This window comes from Paenibacillus sp. LS-5, assembly GCF_056121505.1.
Window position 1 is genome coordinate 20,633 of sequence record NZ_JBWAVA010000006.1, and the last position, 16,227, is coordinate 36,859.

15 protein-coding genes and 1 pseudogene are annotated in these 16,227 nt (G+C 43.7%); 8 read left to right on the forward strand and 8 right to left on the reverse strand.

What is annotated here, in order from left to right; all coding sequences use genetic code 11:
* Window positions 1-58: 58 nt before the first annotated feature.
* The 3 genes from AC0MA3_RS11480 to AC0MA3_RS11490 all read left to right on the forward strand — a co-directional run bounded on the left by AC0MA3_RS11480 (window position 59) and on the right by AC0MA3_RS11490 (window position 1,843).
* Entirely contained in the window at window positions 59-256 is a 198-nt protein-coding gene (locus tag AC0MA3_RS11480) for an alcohol dehydrogenase catalytic domain-containing protein (RefSeq protein ID WP_474656454.1), read from the forward strand.
* Between the two features lie 29 nt (window positions 257-285).
* Window positions 286-447, forward strand: coding sequence for a hypothetical protein (locus AC0MA3_RS11485; protein WP_474656267.1), 162 nt, complete (start codon window positions 286-288; stop codon window positions 445-447).
* 967 nt (window positions 448-1,414) lie between these two features.
* Window positions 1,415-1,843, forward strand: coding sequence for an NUDIX hydrolase (locus tag AC0MA3_RS11490; protein ID WP_474656268.1), 429 nt, complete (start codon window positions 1,415-1,417; stop codon window positions 1,841-1,843).
* 379 nt (window positions 1,844-2,222) lie between these two features.
* Here AC0MA3_RS11490 and AC0MA3_RS11495 read toward each other — a convergent pair whose 3' ends face one another.
* The 5 genes and pseudogenes from AC0MA3_RS11495 to AC0MA3_RS11515 form a co-directional block, all read right to left on the reverse strand.
* On the reverse strand, window positions 2,223-3,116 hold the full coding sequence (locus AC0MA3_RS11495) for a multicopper oxidase family protein (RefSeq protein WP_474656269.1): 894 nt from the start codon (window positions 3,114-3,116) through the stop codon (window positions 2,223-2,225).
* A 284-nt stretch (window positions 3,117-3,400) separates the two neighbouring features.
* A pseudogene (tnpC, locus tag AC0MA3_RS11500) lies at window positions 3,401-4,978 on the reverse strand (IS66 family transposase).
* A gap of 68 nt (window positions 4,979-5,046) precedes the next feature.
* A complete protein-coding gene (tnpB, locus tag AC0MA3_RS11505; RefSeq protein WP_474656270.1) occupies window positions 5,047-5,400 on the reverse strand; it encodes an IS66 family insertion sequence element accessory protein TnpB in 354 nt (117 codons plus the stop codon).
* Complete coding sequence (tnpA, locus tag AC0MA3_RS11510; RefSeq protein ID WP_474656271.1) at window positions 5,394-5,726, reverse strand: IS66 family insertion sequence element accessory protein TnpA; 333 nt, start codon at window positions 5,724-5,726, stop codon at window positions 5,394-5,396. Before tnpA ends, tnpB begins: the two co-directional genes overlap by 7 nt.
* Before the next feature lie 462 nt (window positions 5,727-6,188).
* Complete coding sequence (locus AC0MA3_RS11515; protein WP_474656272.1) at window positions 6,189-7,175, reverse strand: poly(ethylene terephthalate) hydrolase family protein; 987 nt, start codon at window positions 7,173-7,175, stop codon at window positions 6,189-6,191.
* Between the two features lie 937 nt (window positions 7,176-8,112).
* On the opposite strand from AC0MA3_RS11515, the gene AC0MA3_RS11520 reads away from it, so the two are divergent.
* The gene (locus tag AC0MA3_RS11520; protein WP_474656455.1) at window positions 8,113-8,289 is read left to right on the forward strand and encodes a TetR/AcrR family transcriptional regulator; all 177 of its coding nucleotides are present in this window, start codon (window positions 8,113-8,115) and stop codon (window positions 8,287-8,289) included.
* A gap of 708 nt (window positions 8,290-8,997) precedes the next feature.
* On the opposite strand, the gene AC0MA3_RS11525 is transcribed toward AC0MA3_RS11520, so the two are convergent.
* Complete coding sequence (locus AC0MA3_RS11525) at window positions 8,998-9,276, reverse strand: hypothetical protein (protein WP_474656273.1); 279 nt, start codon at window positions 9,274-9,276, stop codon at window positions 8,998-9,000.
* A 277-nt stretch (window positions 9,277-9,553) separates the two neighbouring features.
* Here AC0MA3_RS11525 and AC0MA3_RS11530 point away from each other — a divergent pair, with 277 nt between their 5' ends.
* A complete protein-coding gene (locus AC0MA3_RS11530) occupies window positions 9,554-10,669 on the forward strand; it encodes a zinc-dependent alcohol dehydrogenase (protein ID WP_474656274.1) in 1,116 nt (371 codons plus the stop codon).
* A 115-nt stretch (window positions 10,670-10,784) separates the two neighbouring features.
* Here the strand turns inward: AC0MA3_RS11530 and AC0MA3_RS11535 are convergent, their stop codons facing one another.
* Complete coding sequence (locus AC0MA3_RS11535) at window positions 10,785-11,618, reverse strand: SDR family NAD(P)-dependent oxidoreductase (protein ID WP_474656275.1); 834 nt, start codon at window positions 11,616-11,618, stop codon at window positions 10,785-10,787.
* Between the two features lie 156 nt (window positions 11,619-11,774).
* Here AC0MA3_RS11535 and AC0MA3_RS11540 point away from each other — a divergent pair, with 156 nt between their 5' ends.
* Entirely contained in the window at window positions 11,775-12,440 is a 666-nt protein-coding gene (locus AC0MA3_RS11540) for a TetR/AcrR family transcriptional regulator (protein WP_474656276.1), read from the forward strand.
* A 236-nt stretch (window positions 12,441-12,676) separates the two neighbouring features.
* Window positions 12,677-13,713 (forward strand): IS630 family transposase gene (locus AC0MA3_RS11545; RefSeq protein WP_474656277.1). Its coding sequence is split into 2 segments (ribosomal slippage): window positions 12,677-13,174 and window positions 13,177-13,713, totalling 1,035 coding nucleotides; the frame shifts between segments, so codons are not numbered across the junction.
* A gap of 46 nt (window positions 13,714-13,759) precedes the next feature.
* Here AC0MA3_RS11545 and AC0MA3_RS11550 read toward each other — a convergent pair.
* Window positions 13,760-14,602: a PocR ligand-binding domain-containing protein gene (locus AC0MA3_RS11550; protein ID WP_474656278.1), complete on the reverse strand. Its 843-nt coding sequence runs from the start codon at window positions 14,600-14,602 to the stop codon at window positions 13,760-13,762.
* Window positions 14,603-14,711: 109 nt separating this feature from the next.
* Between AC0MA3_RS11550 and AC0MA3_RS11555 the strand changes: the two genes are divergently transcribed.
* The gene (locus AC0MA3_RS11555) at window positions 14,712-16,214 is read left to right on the forward strand and encodes an FGGY-family carbohydrate kinase (RefSeq protein ID WP_474656279.1); all 1,503 of its coding nucleotides are present in this window, start codon (window positions 14,712-14,714) and stop codon (window positions 16,212-16,214) included.
* Window positions 16,215-16,227: the final 13 nt, after the last annotated feature.

Genomic DNA, 16,227 nt, shown 5'->3' on the forward strand with positions numbered 1-16,227 from the left:
GCAATCGGGAAATTACGATTAAAGAGCTTCCTATTCCCAAATCAATGATGACGAAATTCTGGTCCGTGTGGACGGATGCGGAATTTGCGGAACGGATGTCCATGAATACAAGGGCGATCCGTTTGGATATATTCCGGTTCATCGGGGTCATGAAGGGACCGGCAACGTGATATTTGTCTCAATCGTCCGGAGCAGATTCATTTGTGCGAGACGGCGAGATTTTCGGGCTGCTAGCTGGGAAAACTTATTACTTTAACGGCTGCTTTGGTGACTATATGAAAGTGAATGCAGGCGTTGTGGCGCGGGCCAATTGGACTGCTCTTGCTGGGCTTGGTGCAGACAATGGGCGTAGGCAATATTATTATCACTGTGGATACCGATCAGAAACTGCTGGACTTGGCTAAGCAATTAGGCGCTGCTGAAGTAGTGAACATCTCTCAGACGTAAGACAGCATCTATGCTTTGGTATTATGTAAGACGCAATAATCTTGCTGAAGCGTTTGAGAAGAACATCAGCATGGAGGGAAGCAGGATTATTTATAAAATGAACAATAGTTCTATTATAAGAAAAGTTTGGATGAATAGATGAGGGTATGAATCGTTCATCCTTTTTCTTTGTGTTTTGCCGAAATTACAATAATAAAAAAGATCCATCCGACCGACCAGGAAGGATATGGGGTAAGCCATGATGGATTACATGGACGAATTGAAGGTCGGTACCGACCTCACTTCTATCAAAGGTGTGGCTCACAACAAGTCTTTTACCGAGCTAGGAGCTATGGAATTCAATCAATATCTCCTATCGTATGAAAAAGTGAGGCATGGGATTGGAGCCTAAAGTTGTTGAGGCTATGATGAAATAAAACAAGGCATTTTGAATGGTACTTTGGGAGGTTTATCTGAAGAATTAAACAAGAAGCGCAAAAAAGCCATCGAGAATTACAAAAAGTAGTTCGTAAGTCGCATTCTTCGGCAGCCTGTACAATCATTATTTTAAAATTTCATGTCAAATGACTGGGTCAGCAAGCGACGGATTAAGAGTAGAAAGTAAGCGTAAAATAGCCCCCACCTTATCAAGTAGGGGTAATTTACGTGTTCAGTGAAAATAAAGTATTAGACCGGAAAATAAAGTTGTAGACTGGCAAGCGGCATTAAGCTAACAGGAGGTTAGCGTAGCATTCGTTGATTAACTTCATCGAGTTGTAGTAAACTCATTTAATGTAAAATAAAAATATATGCGGAAGCTTGTGGGATCAGGCTGAGAGTACGGCTATACCGTCGTAGACCGAAAGTACCTGTTGGATAATGCCATCGTAGGGAGTCATATATATGCGCATATTTGTCATGTTGACGCGCGCTGTACTCGCTCCTGCAGGTACAGCGTTTTTTATTTTTTTGAAAGGAGATCGGTATTTTGAAAAGAATCGATGTAGCATATGCGTTAATCACTGATCAAACAAATTCCAAAATCTTAATGGTTCAAAATAGAGATGGAGGCCGATGGACACTTCCTGGAGGTGCAGTGGAAAAAAATGAAACGTTTGAAGAAGCAGTCATTAGGGAAGCTAAAGAGGAGACAGGACTAGACATTAGATTAATTGGTGTTGTTGCATTGAATGAATATCAAGTTGAAAAGAAATCAGAGCACATTGTTTATGTTACGTTTAGATCCTCGATAATAGGCGGACTTGAAAAAATTAATAGACCAGATGAAATAATGAAAATATCGTGGATAGATGTTGAACAGGCAGATAGACTGATGCCTTACTATAATCAAAATGGACTTAGCGAGATAGTAAGGAAAAACGTTCACGTAACATACATTGATGAAGGGAAATTTTGATTAACGATATGAGTATATTTCTTCCAGTTGCATCATTTCATTAAGCTCCTAACGGGAGACGTTAGTTCAAATAAACAGCGGCAGTCTAGGACTTTATTTTTCAGTCCGAGGCTGCCGCTGCGTCTTTATCCAAGCCAGTCTATAACTTATTATCGCAATCCTGATGATTTTAACCGCCATAATGCGCTCTGTTTCAGGCAAGTCAATCTAATTCTTTATTTTCATTGAACAGTACGCTTACGTTTAAAGACGCGCACTGTCAAGATTACGCAAAAATCTGCCGCGAATGTGCTCAAGCATATCGTCAGATGGCGGGTATGGTAGCGGTTTAGAAGGGAGGAAGAAACACTCTCTCGTTGTAAAGAGAGTGGTTCTCCAATTAAACATATCTAATCGTAGTAGTCATTCCGCCTAATTTCTCAGTAAAGTTGTTTGCCATATGGTGAGGAATGTGGCAATGAAAGACCCACGTCCCAGGATTATGAGCTTTAAATTCGACATCATAGGTTTCTCCTGAACCGACCAAGATAGTATTTTTAAAATATCTATTATGTGGAGCAAGTGAATTTCCATCTGTCGCAGTGACCACAAATTGCTGCCCATGCATATGAATCGGATGGGCGTTCATCATTAAATTTCCTAGACGTATTCGTACGTGTTCACCGTATCGAACTTGCAAAGGTGTCGTATATGGGAAACATCGACCATTCATCGTAAAGAAATTAAACATATCCGAATAAGGATCTAAATTATAATTCCCTTCTTTCACTTCACCTTTCTCTAATCCCTTAACTTTAAATTCTTGGAGCATTATAAAGTAATCTCTTTGAATTTTTGTCCTATATTCGTTCGGGTCAGCGATGATAAATGCTCCACCTAATCCCATCATTTCTTGTTTTACCGAATGGAAATGAGTGTGGTACATATGTGTGCCAGGAGAGTTTACAATTTTGAAATGATAATCATAATAGGAGCCCGGTTGAATTTTGGGAGATGGTTCTACTTCTGGTACTCCATCCATAACATTAGGAACATCTAAGCCATGCCAATGTACGCTTGTTGGATCCGAGAGTTTATTGTGTACTCGAATCTGTACATAATCGCCGGGATAAACAATGATTGTGGGTCCTGGAGAGCTGCCGTTATATCCCAAAGCGTTAATGAATAAACCAGGCAACAACTCTTGTTTTACAGGTTCGGCGACAAGTTCAAAATACTTGACTCCGTTTCTTTCGGTAAACGATAAGTTTGGTAAATCTGGAGTAATAATCAAATCAAATCCCTCCTTTCTTTGATATGTATTCGAAATAAGGCCTGGAAGAACAAGAGCAAATTATCGAAAAGATAGCCTGCTCTTTTTTGCGTAAAAAAAGGAAATAAGACTTGACGAGTAGGTAGAAATGTGAGGTGCAGCCCCTTGAAAAACGAGGAGGTTACGCCAATGAATATGTACGCGAATTCACTAAAAAAAAACGCTGACATCCCTCATACGAGAAATGTCAGCCGCCGCACCAGCACCTTATGTCAAAACCCCTGATAAAGATTTTACTTTATCTTTTAAGACTTAAACACCCGGCAAGCCATAGGCAAAGTCGGCGACCATGGCAGCAGACTATCCAGCACTTCGAGATCGCTCGGATCGGGAAGCTGCGGTAGTTGCTCGAACAAGTACTTCAAGTATTGGAACGGGTTCAGTCCGTTTTCCTTTGCCGTCTCGATAACGCTGTAGATGTTGGCGCTGGCCTTGGCACCGCGAGGCGTATTGGCAAACAGCCAGTTTTTCCGCCCGATGACGAATGGCTTAATCGACCGTTCACTTCGGTTATTGTCAATCTCCAGCCGACCATCCTTTAGAAACGCCGTCAGCTTCTCCCACTGGTTCATGCTGTAAGCAATCGCTTGGCCAAGCAGGCTCTTCGGCAGCGTACGGGACCGCTGCTGTTTCAGCCATGCTAAATAAGCATCCAAAATGGGGCGACTTCGCTCCATTCGAATGCTAAAACGCTCTTCCGGCGCTGCATCCTTCAGTTCTCGCTCAATGGCAAATAGTTCATTGCAGAACTGAAGCCCTTGCTTGGACGCCGTTTCCGCTTTGTCCGAAGAAGGAGGCAAAACCTTCAAAGCCTCGTCGAACTTGCGGCGTGCATGCGCCCAGCAGCCCACGAGCGTGACACCCTTCACCTTGTGGTAACCGGCATAGCCGTCCACGTGAAGGTAGCCGCTGAAACTGTTAAGATAATCCCGCGAATTCTCGCCGCCTCGCGTTGGACGGTAGTCGTACAGAACGATCGGCGGACCCATACGACCCGTACGATACAGCCATAGATACGACTGGGATTCTGCCGATTTGCCCGGTTCGTGCAGCACCTGCAGCGTTGTCTCGTCGGCATGCAAGACATCTTGCTTCAATAGATGCGTCTTCATCCGCTGGGTCAGCAGCGTTAGCCAGTGCTCCGCACCATAGATCATCCAATTGGCAAGTGTCTGACGGGATAGAGTCAGTCCCATGCGTGCGAATTGCTGCTCCTACCGGTAGAGCGGCTGGCTGTCCACATACTTCTGGCTCATCACATGCGCCAGGATTGACGGCGAAGCCAGGCTTCCCGGATAGACAGGCTTCGCCATCGGAGCGGTGACGATCGGCGTGCGAATCTCTTCGCGCTCGCAGCGGCGGCACGCATATACCTGCCGCACATGACGAACGACCTTCACCTCTGCTGGAATGATCGCAATTTCATTGCGCGTCTCCGTACTCATCTCATGGAGTTTGCCGCCGCAGCAAGAACAGACCTGCTCCGAAACAGGCAGCTCGTAGACGACCGTTTCAATGGGGAGATGCTCCAGCTGGGTTTTGCGGCTTGCCGACTTTTTGCGGCTGCACGTGATCGTCTCAATGTCCGGCTCCTGCGTCTCGGGTGTTGCCAGCACTTCGGCTTCGTTGAACAGATCGAGCTCCATCTGATCCGGATTCGTCTTTTCACTTGAAGCCCCGAAGCGCTTCTGCTGCGCGAGGCGGAACTGCTCTTCGTACCATCTGAGCTTGGCAGTTAACTTGGCAATCTGCGCGTCCTGCTTGGCGATGGTCGCTTCGTAATTTTCGGTTATAAGGCTTGCTGCTTCTGTCATATTTTCCATATTTACATATATTCGAAAGCCATTCGTGTCACCCTGCTCACAGGTATGTCAATTCAGCGAACTTTGGTTTAAATGACTGTCTGCGCTGTGAATTGTGGATGGGCTTGCCGTTGGCTTAGCGAAAGCCCGTCGAGCAACCAGCGCAGTTCTCGACTGGAGATGGTGAGCGGGGTGCTACCGCCGGCCGGCCACTGGAACGTACCGCGTTCAAGCCGACGATAGAATAACCAGAAGCCGTTATGCTCCCAGTAGAGGATTTTGAGCTTGTTGCGTTCGCGATTGCAGAACACGAACAGGTACGGCTCGAAGGGATTCAGACCGAAGCCTTCTTGCACCAAGGCAGCTAAACCGTCAATGGACTTGCGCAGATCGGTTGCGCCAGTAGCAAGATAAACATGCGGAACACTTGGCAACATCAGCATGAGGATTCCAAAGCATGGACGATTTTGCGCAGCAGATGAGGATCAAAGTCTGGATGGAGCTCGATACTTGCTTGTCCGATCCGAACGATGAGGGACGAAACTTTGACGATTGCAGCACTGGGCGGATCGACAACGGTGAGCGGTAGCAAATTCATTGAATGCGTAGATAATGAAGAGGAATCCTGTTTCAATTTACGGAGCCAATATTTCAATGATTCTTTCGAGCGCTGATTGGCGGCACACCATTCAGACATGGTAAGGCCGCTGGCTCTGTAATCTGCCACACGGATTGTCCATTCGTGGCGGCGTTTGTCTCTGTCGGTCATGCGGCAACCTCCTGTTAATGAGTTGCCTTCATTTTCTCATGAATGATTGGGCTATTGAAGGTGGTCTGGGTTTGACGCTTACAGTAGAAAGATAGAGTGCCAAGAATACTGGAGAATATGGATACTGAGAAAAGCTTGATACAAAATACAAATTCATCACCTCCGTTTTTTGGGCATAAGTAAAGGACCGGTTTCCCGATCCTTTACTTACATATCTTGTTGTATTATTTAGTCTTCATTAGTCGAAGGGTATGTCTTGTCAACTACATCCAGACCGTAATCTTCCAACTTGCCATTAACCTCATTCAAGACATATTTACACTGTTAAATATATTGGATCATCATAGCATAGTAAGCCATCCCCAATAAACAAGTGTGCAGCAGCTTGTTCATTGAATTTAGGTATCGTTTTCTTTAATATCTGCTGATATTTATTCGCTCTTTCTTCATCTAAAAGTTATGTCATTTTGCCTGATAAATCTGCTGATTCTGGTAAAGTGGATTGGTTAATATTTCAGCATCATTTGTAAAGAATGCCACTTTGGCTTCTTCATCATCCTGCAGATAATACATAAACCATGCAGTAACATATCCATCTGCATAGTAGAGCATTTGTCCATGATCGGCATCGTTTCTTCTTGCCAATACTTTAGTTGTTCCATCCTGTATATTTGAATACAGTCCCTGCAAATTTTCAAGAGATGCTACAACAGAATCGAATTTACCTGTAGAGCCAACAATCAGCGAAGGTGTCTTAATAAGAGTTGAATCAGCATCCCACATAAAATCATTGCCACTAAAAGAAGCGTCTGAGCTGAGGATAACAGCAGCCTTATAGCTTGCCGCATGTTTTTGAACGGTAATTGCATTAACAACACCGTAACCACCTTGTGAATGTCCTGTAACACCAATGCTTTTTAAATTTATTTTTTGATAGAAAACATTGTCTTTGTTGTCGAATAGTTCGGAACTGTTCAGCTTTTCAAGGAATCTGACGCTCATTTCGGCAGAAAAACCATTCCACGCGAAATCTTCTTCGGTAGCAATTGTGATGAATCCCCATGATGCCATATGTTTTTGAAGAGCCTTATACTTAGAACCTTTGATTCCCGTGCCATTGACAAAAACTATCACAGGAAGCTGCTTGTTTATATCTGCAATGTCTGAGGGGTAAAAAATCTCGTATTTTTGAAACGACATCATTGCATAGCTTTCAAAATAACTTACATTATGGCTGCCCAGAGCCATATATTTAGCTTCCAGTTCACCGGCTGTTTTCACTGTTGTTGTGTAATTCTCAGGGACACTCTGAATATTTTCCATAACTTTCCCGCACCCATTAAGTAGAAGTGAACCTGCACCTACTACTGCCAAAATAATAATTGGAATACGCCACCACCTAATTTTTCTTTTTTCACTTCTATTATTCACTGTCATTTTTTTTCTCATTATGTTTACCTCCACACTCTAATTTTATACGACTAACGGAACTGCTGTTCTGTTTGCTAAATTATTCGACTGGTAGATAAGTATCCAGATATTTATCCGCTGTTTCCATATGCTTTACATACAGAGCATTGTCATTCTGAAGTGCGTGCCCCGAATGCGGGAATTCGATGTAATCATGGGTTATGTTATTTTTTTCTAAATGCATAGATCAAATGCTTTACTGTATCAAACGGTCACACTTTGTCGTATTCACCTTAGGCAACGACCTATAGGGACCGAATTTCTATAGACCCACTTGTATGCTGAAATCGGTTTGATCGCCTCTTCATAAGCTTCCGTGCCGAACTTATCCGCAGTAATTTCAGTACCGGTCATGATTGAAAACAATCCGGCTGCCGCCTCCGGATATTGCCATCTAATCTAGGTTGTAGACTAACTTTTGAGCCTCTTTGACAACAGCGGGAATTTTGCTTTTAGCTTCGCCATCTCCGTAAGCTAAATCGGTATTAATCGTTCCAATCTCATCGTTCCAGTCTCATCGTTCCAGTCTACCGAATATTTTTTAATTCCGGAGAAGTATAAGTCTTGAAGATAGCCGACGCTGCAGAAGAAAGGATAGACGCCCCTATATACAGCAGAATAAACATGCCTGTTTTGTTTCCCTTCTATTTTACCTTTACTCATGAAAGTCACCTTAGAACAATGATCCGCCGACCATCAGATTAATAAACAATTCGCACTATGTATCTCCTTTATCTCTGCGTTTTCAATCGTATCCTTTGTCCCTGACAATCTGTTGCAGTAGATACACTCTATCGACGTATCAAATGTATCAGCCCTTATTGGCAAGATCAACATTTACAACAAAAATGATACAAATCAGGAGGAAATGTATCATCTTGAATAACGAAGAAAAAACACATTTGTAAAAGAACAAATTACGCAAGTTACCCTAAAGCTATTAATGAAATACGAACTTTCTCAATTCTCTATAAGTCAAATCACTACCAAAGCACAGGTGAGCAGAAATTCTTTCTACCAAAATTATGTCGATAAAGAGGATATCTTACTGAAGCACATTAAGAATTATATTTCAAAGTGGGATGCGGATTAACAACTAATAAATGATTCCAATGCATGACTTACGGCAGTTTGTTTAAGCACTTAAAAGAATATAGCGATTTTTATCTTTTACTAAAAAAAGAAATTTATTTTATCTGTTTTTAAACATTTTTTACCGACCTATATGGAGCCAAAACCGAGTATGACAAGATGACAGCCTATGTTATATCTTTTGTCGCCTAAGGACTTATGGCTGGATCGAAGAATGGATTGGTCGTGGCATGCAAGAATCAGCCGATGCCATGTCGTCGCTTCTCTCATCACATGGGATGAAATAATAGTTATTCCTTTGAAAGCAATAATTTATGGCATGTATACATACTTACGCTTCTTTGGTAATGAAAAATTAAGCTGATGAAGGAACTTTAGTTCAATGACTCAGTAGCAGTTGTCCTCTGCGGAAGCTAACCCTACTTGGCGTGAAGCTATTGAGTACAAGAGATCAGCGAAGAAACCGAACTGGGTGCTGCCCAATTGATATTATGAAACATGGAGAAATCGTCCCTGGGGGAGGAGTAGGCATATTTTAACTGGGATGGAGCTTTGCGGCCATAAAATCAGTCGAGAACTAGAAGCATACGTTCTTTACAATAACGGGTACGATAGTTGAACAAAGCGAGAAAAAGGATAGGGCCATCTCGCAAAAAGATGGCCCTAAAACTTGCCGTTACAGACAGCGCGGAGAGCCGTACACAAGTATCTACTTCACCTTATGCGGCATGATAATGTCTGTGTGACAATTAAAGTGAGCGGATTGCCGTACAAGGGATGCCGACAGCCAAAGTCTTCGGCGCAATATCTTAATAACAACACTTCCTGCACCGATCCAGACAGCGTTGCCAATCGTGACAGGAGCTTTGTATTCTAGTCCCGCCAAACGTTGCTCCACATCTGGGTGTAGATTATTGTCGTCGTACAGTTTCTTCACAGTGACATCACTGTCCGCAACAAGCTCTGGATCATTAGGTTGGTATAACAAGCCAGCATGTGATTTTTATTTTTCAGTCATTCCGGACACCTCGTAATATATTACTTCGGAATATATGACCTCACTACTAATCGATTTAATGCTACAAAAAGTATATCGGTGTTTGCAGCACTTAACCGGAACGCAAAGCTCCTGATGTTACAGAACGATGAAGTTGTAACGTATAGTGACAGATATTCCTGAATGGAAACTGCGTGAAAATGCTCCCAGTACTAAAATAATGTTGTGAAATCATTCACAATTAATTTTATGTTATGGAGGAATTACATTGAAAGAGTTTAATATTCCGGCAACAGGAAAAATTGCAGTCTTAACTGGTAATCGGGAAATTACGATTAAAGAGCTTCCTATTCCTGAAATAGGCGATGATGAAATTCTGGTACGTGTGGATGGATGCGGTATTTGCGGAACGGATGTACATGAATACAAGGGCGATCCGTTTGGCTACATTCCAGTTCATTTGGGGCATGAAGGAACCGGCACAATTGTAAAGCTCGGCAAAAATGTTACCCTTGACTATTCTGGTAAGCCGCTGAATGTTGGCGATAAGATCGTGACTGGCCTAAAACCCTGTGGAAAATGCGATGTTTGTCTGAACCATCCGGAGCAAATTCATTTGTGCGAGAATGGTGAGATTTTCGGACTACTGCCTGGGGAAGTTCATTACTTTAACGGCTGGTTTGGTGACTATATGAAAGTAAATGCAGGCGGTGTGGTGTTCAACGTTAGCGACATGGAGACAGATTTGCGTATTCTGATTGAACCAGCTGCTGTTGTTGTTCATGCGGTTGAGAAGGCCAAAGAGATTTTCAATTTTAAACATGATTCCTATGTGCTCATCCAAGGATGCGGGCCAATCGGGCTGCTTCTACTGAGCTTGATACGGACGATGGGCGTAAGGAACATTATCGCTGTGGATGCCGATCAAAAAAGGCTGGACTTGGCCAAACAATTAGGAGCTACTGAAGTTGTGAACATTTCACAGTCGCCAGATCCTGTAGCAGCAGTTAAAGCGGTGACAGGTGGTCTCGGCGCAGAGATGGCTTTTCAGGTTACAGGATCTCCGAAAGCAGCATCCATGCTCTGGGATTATGTGAGACGCGGCGGTTCTCTGTGTGAGCTTGGTTTCTTCGTAGACAATGGCGAAACTTCGTATAATCCGCATCTTGATATTTGTAACAAAGAAATAAAAGTAGTCGGTTCCTGGACCTATGCTTCAAAAGACTGGCTGCAGGCCTGCGAATTTCTGAAAGAATGCACGCTTCGCGATATTCCTATCACCTCTATCATTTCACATCGCTACAATATTGATAAACTTACAGAAGCTTTCGAGAAGAACATCAGCATGGAAGGATGCAAAATTATTTATCAGAGTGAACATTAGGTCAATTAAATAAGATAAAAAAATCTAAATCCCAAGAATGTTGAATGCTCAACGTTCTTGGGATTTTTGAAGCGAAGTCTCTCCCAGCTTGGACCGACCTTTATCTACAAGTTAATCAATGGATGATCTTATTCAGGAGTTTCTCTGATTCTTCCCAAAGGGCAATGGCGTTCTCCTGGGTGGCCATTCTAGCTTGTTTGGTCTTGCGTTTAGAGTAGTATTGACCGGACTTCCACTCGGTATCAGGTTCTGTTGTTGCCAGCCAGACCAGTTGCTCTGCACCTTTATCAGGCGTGATCAGAATAGAGCGGGTAATTTTATTCGTAGCCAGGAATTTCATTAACTTACTAGTGGTCTCCGCCCCGAAGTTTGTGGCCACGTTGCCCGGGTAGAATGCAGCCGTGGAGAGTCCCTGGTCATGGTAACGGCGGTGCAGTTCCATTGTGAACAATATGTTTTCTAACTTTGCTGCACCATATGCCCGAATGGGAGAAAAGTTCTTCTCCAAGTTGAGGTCGTAGGGATCAAAATTTCGGACTTGCTCTCCGCCAACACTGGAGGTCTGGATGACCGTCGCCTTGGAAGCCAGCAGCGTGTCCATCAACAAACTGGTGAGCAAGAAGGGGGCTAGGTGGTTGATCTGGAATGTCTTCTCGAATCCGTCGACGGTGCGTCCGGGGTCGCCGAACACGCCTCCAGCGTTATTGGCAAGCACGTCGATACGTGGGTATTTCTGATGCAACGAATCCGCCAGGGCCCGGACGTCGTCAAGGCGTGTGAAATCCGCCACATAATAGTCAGCGTCGATGGAGTTTGCCACTCTTGCGGTCTTCTGAGCAGAGCGGCCGATGACGACGACACAGTGCCCTAGTTCTTGGAGCTGGCGGGCTGCCGCCGCTCCAATGCCGTCGCTCGCACCTGTAAGCATAATCACTTTCTTGCTATTCATCTTTTATATCCCCCTTATAGAACGCTAATGATTAATCTTAAACGATATGATAACACATAAAAATAAACAAAGTAAACAATATATTGTTCATTTTGTTTATTAAAGTGCAAATAATCAGGATAATCAAGTATAATCATAACTAAAGGGGGATCTAAGATGAGAAAAGTTAGCCAGCAAGAAAAACTGGATAAGGCCAAGCGCAAACTAATTGATAAGTTGCTGCCTTACGTTAGGAAAAATGGGATTCAATCATTACGTATGGACGAGGCTGCTAAGATCATAGGCATTAGCCGGGGGACGTTATATAAATATTTCTCGACCAAAGAAGACCTGGTCGCTTATGTTGTGGAAGTGATGGTGCAATACATTAATGAAGTAATGGTCGGTTCTGACTCAGATCAGATGTACGCAGAGCGGTTTCAGCAGATCTTTGAACAGTCCGTTCTGATGTTTGAATCGGTCACGGATATGTTCCTGAAGGGACTGGAGAGCAGTTTTCCGGAGAGTTGGGCGCAGCTGATAAGTGCGATAAAGCATTGGGAGCAACATGTATTAGCATTCTATGACCAGGGAATACGCGAGGAAATGTTTAATCCCGTCAATGGTCATTTAATCTTGCTACAGGATCAAATGTTACAGCACCTGTTGGATGTAAAATATTTGATGGAGCATCATCTGACCGTTTACGAAGCGCTGCTCGCCTACTACCAGCTCAAGAAGTTTCAACTATTTAAGCAGGACAAGCTACATACAGTTGACGATAGTCGCATTACCCCGCGTATTAAATATATTGCGGAGAAGATCACACAGAATCTGTACTGAGTTTGTGTGTAGAAGTTGTGCTTTAATTTGTCCCTATGATTCTCCGTTGATTTTTTTTACTTATTATGAGGAAAGGACGCTACAAAGGGTGGCGGAAGTTGGAGACAATTAAGCGATAAGAAAATAATGTATGCAAAAAATCTTTTATATAGACTGAATTAAAGAACTTCATATAGAAAAATCGTCCACTCCTAGATGGGGTAATAGAAAGTAACAACCATTTAGGACGTGATTTCATGACAAGCACCGATGAAAAACAAAAGCTTGAAGCGGCTCTTCGTGAAACTCCTGACAAACGGATGTTTGAGCGTTACTTGGCGGTTCTACACCGTCTTGAAGGTCGAACGATCAAGGACATTTCTAAGATGATCAAGCGCACAGAGAAAACGACTGCCGGATACATTCATAGCTATGAGCGTGACGGAATCGAAGGTCTTACACTGGGCCATTCACCAGGCAAACCACGTCGACTTACCGACCAGCAGGAGCAGACTTTGGCGGATACCGTTGCAACCAAGCGTCCCGTCGACGTTGGCATCGAAGCCAAGTATACCTGGACGCTTAAGCTGGCCATGCTCTTTGTCGAGCGGGAATTCGGTGAAACTTACACGGAAAAAGGAATGTCAGTCTTGCTGCACCGGCTCGGATTTAGCCATACCAAGGCAACCTACACCATGGAACTGGCCGATCCTGCGGAGCAGGAAACGTTCAGGTCAGAAACCTTTCCTGCACTAAAAAAAAGCTAATAAACCATGAAATCGACCATTTGCTGTTCGAAGACGAGTGTATGATTCGGGCCTATCAGTCGCTGCAATACACCTGGTTTCCGGTAGGCCAGCAGCGAAAGGTGCCGACGTATGGCCGGCATGAAGGCGCAAAATTGTTTGGTGTCCTGAACTACGAGACGGGGCACGTCTTTTACCGGGATGGCGAGCGATACGACACCCCGGCACTCATCCAGTTTCTTGATGCTGTCCGGAAAGTGTATCCGAAAGGTAAGATTGTAATGATTCTGGACAACAGCCGGATTCATCATGCTGAACAGGTGCAAGCCTACCTGAAAAAGCATACACGGCTGCAGTTTGTTTTCCTGCCCAAGTATTCACCAGAGCTCAACTTGGTCGAAGGGCTATGGAAATGGCTAAAAAGCGACGTTGTCCACAACGTATTTTACAAGAAGTTCTACCACATTCGCATCAACGTCGCTGCTTTCATGAAACGCGCCAATGATAACCCGATGGAGGTCATTGATCGGCTTTGTATACGAATGTAATTCAAAAGTTCAGTCTATATAGATACTGTTCTAGTTACTCTGCCAACTAACGCATGGAATACTCCCTCCTATAGGTAGTTGGCAGCAGCCCCGCTTCTCTTTTAAAGACCTTCGTGAAATAATTATAATCAGGAATTCCGATTTGATTGGCAATTTCATAAACAGGCATGTTTGAATCCCCTAATAACTTCTTCGCCAGTTGTATCCGTATTTTGCGGATATACTCGGCAATTCCCATTCCGAAGCTTTGTTCCGAAAGTTTATAGAGAAAAGATTTACTAATTCTAAATTGGTTACATAAAACCGGAACCGATAGATCCTCCTGGATATGCTCTGTGATGTAAGTATCAATTTCCTGGGCTAGTACATCCTTTTTGATTACCAGCTTTCTCGACAGGTAAAGATAACTTGCGCTCATCTCCATGGTCTTGGCGTAGGCGGCAATAATGTCCTTGGAAATACTCTTCTTTCGAAGATAGGCAGTGTAAAGTGCTTCTTTATCCATATGATAAGAGCTTAAGTTTGTACAGATCGTATGCCATAGCTCTTCACGGGAATCGGTTTGCAGCATCTGACCAAACATAATATATCCAATGACCAAATTATCAGCCTTAATGGGCACGACTGTCTCTGTAAGCCCGGCATGGCATTGATAGGTATACATGCTTTGCTCATTTTTACAGTGCATAATAGCTGTCTGATCGCAGGTAATACATTTAGATTCTGCGCGGGGGTCACTTCTTATAATGTGGCAATAAGTGGAATGACGGGTGGGATACGCTGCCAGCTCATGGAAGGAATCATCGAAAATCACAGTGCGGATTTTCGTTAATGTATAGAAATTTTGTAGTAAATCCTTCAAGTCAGCAGGATTAAACAACAAACTCACTTTGAACACCTCCCGAAACAAAATGACTATTTTAAGAGACGATTATTACTATAATCATACATTTTATCAGTGCTATGATCAATAAGGAGACAAAACAATAATACTACACATGAGGGTGAGATTTGTGGCAATAGCAGGCATTGATATTGGTACAACGGGATGTAAATGCTCAGTGTACAGCCGGGAGGGAGAGTTGTTAAACGAAGCATACAGGGAGTATCCATCATGGACTTCGGATCACGTACTCGATGCAGCCCTTGTATGGGAAAATACAAAGGCTGTTTTACAAGAAGCGGCCAGTACAACCGAAGCAATAGAAGCGATAGGTGTGACTTCTTTTGGAGAAGCTTTTGTGCTTTTGGATGAGAATGACCTACCGCTGGCCCCGTCTATGCTCTATACCCATCCGAAGGGTACAGAGCAATGTGAACGGTTAGTTAATCATTTCGGACAAGAATATTTGGCAGACAGTACAGGATTGCATCCCGGCCCGATGTACAGTATCTCCAAGCTTATATATTTCAAAGAGCAGTATCCGGAGTTGTGGAGTAATTGCCGGAGTATCTCCTTGTTCGGGGATTATATTGTTTATATGCTAAGCGGGATTAAGCAAATTGATTATTCCCTTGCCAGCCGCACAATGGCATTTGATATTAATCGCCTTCAGTGGAACGAGGACATATTGGCATATGCGGGTACCGACATAGGGTTATGGCCCACACCGGTACCGATTGGGACCCGGGCCGGAAAAATCCGAAAGTCCCTGGGTGAGGAGCTGGGAATTCATGTAGGAGCAATTATTGTATCGGGCTGCCATGATCAGGTAGCCGCAGCTATAGGAACCGGTGTCAGTACACCGGGAATGGCTGTTGACGGTACGGGGACGGTGGAATGCATCACTCCGGTCTTTGACAGCAATATCGAACGTGGGCCGCTGTATGAAGGAAGTTATGCCATTGTTCCTTTTCTGAATAATCAGTATGTTACGTATGCCTTTTCTTTTACCGGCGGGGCTTTGTTGAAATGGTATAGAGATAAGCTGGCGAACATGGAGGCGGATCTTGCCAGAGATGAAGGCAATAACCCCTATCATTATTTTAACTCCAAGGTGGATTCAACCCGACCTTCAGGATTGCTGGTTTTACCCCATTTCGCAGGTGCGGCAACCCCGTATATGGATGCAGATGCCCGTGGTGCAATTATTGGATTGACTACAGACACCACCAGCACGGACATCTATCAAGGGTTGATGGAAGGGGTTACGTATGAAATGCTCTTGAATTTGGAGCGGCTTTTGGAAAGCGGAATTGAAATTAGTACGATCAGAGCAACCGGCGGGGGAGCCTTGTCGCCTGTTTGGTTACAGATGAAAGCAGATATTCTAAATCGTCCGGTTATTTCATTAGGAGCGGCGCAATCGGGTACGTTGGGCTGTATTATGCTGGCCGGGGTTGCATGCGGCATTTATGAATCAATTGATGAGGCGGAGAAAATTCTGGTCCATGTGAAAGAAACCTATATGCCAAACTTGGAGAAACATGAGCAATACATGGGTTTGTATCAAAAATACAAAAAATTATACGGTGCTGTGAAAGATATCTTAACAGCATGACAGCGGGGAATGG

Bases quoted from the DNA above. Each gene is read 5' to 3' on its own strand.
- AC0MA3_RS11485 (WP_474656267.1), top strand. From the start codon at position 286: ATGCAGGCGTTGTGGCGCGGGCCAATTGGACTGCTCTTGCTGGGCTTG.
- AC0MA3_RS11535 (WP_474656275.1), bottom strand. From the start codon at position 11,618: ATGAATAGCAAGAAAGTGATTATGCTTACAGGTGCGAGCGACGGCATT.
- AC0MA3_RS11555 (WP_474656279.1), top strand. From the start codon at position 14,712: ATGAGGGTGAGATTTGTGGCAATAGCAGGCATTGATATTGGTACAACG.
- AC0MA3_RS11540 (WP_474656276.1), top strand. From the start codon at position 11,775: ATGAGAAAAGTTAGCCAGCAAGAAAAACTGGATAAGGCCAAGCGCAAA.
- tnpB (WP_474656270.1), bottom strand. From the start codon at position 5,400: ATGCTGATGTTGCCAAGTGTTCCGCATGTTTATCTTGCTACTGGCGCA.
- tnpA (WP_474656271.1), bottom strand. From the start codon at position 5,726: ATGACCGACAGAGACAAACGCCGCCACGAATGGACAATCCGTGTGGCA.
- AC0MA3_RS11515 (WP_474656272.1), bottom strand. From the start codon at position 7,175: ATGAGAAAAAAAATGACAGTGAATAATAGAAGTGAAAAAAGAAAAATT.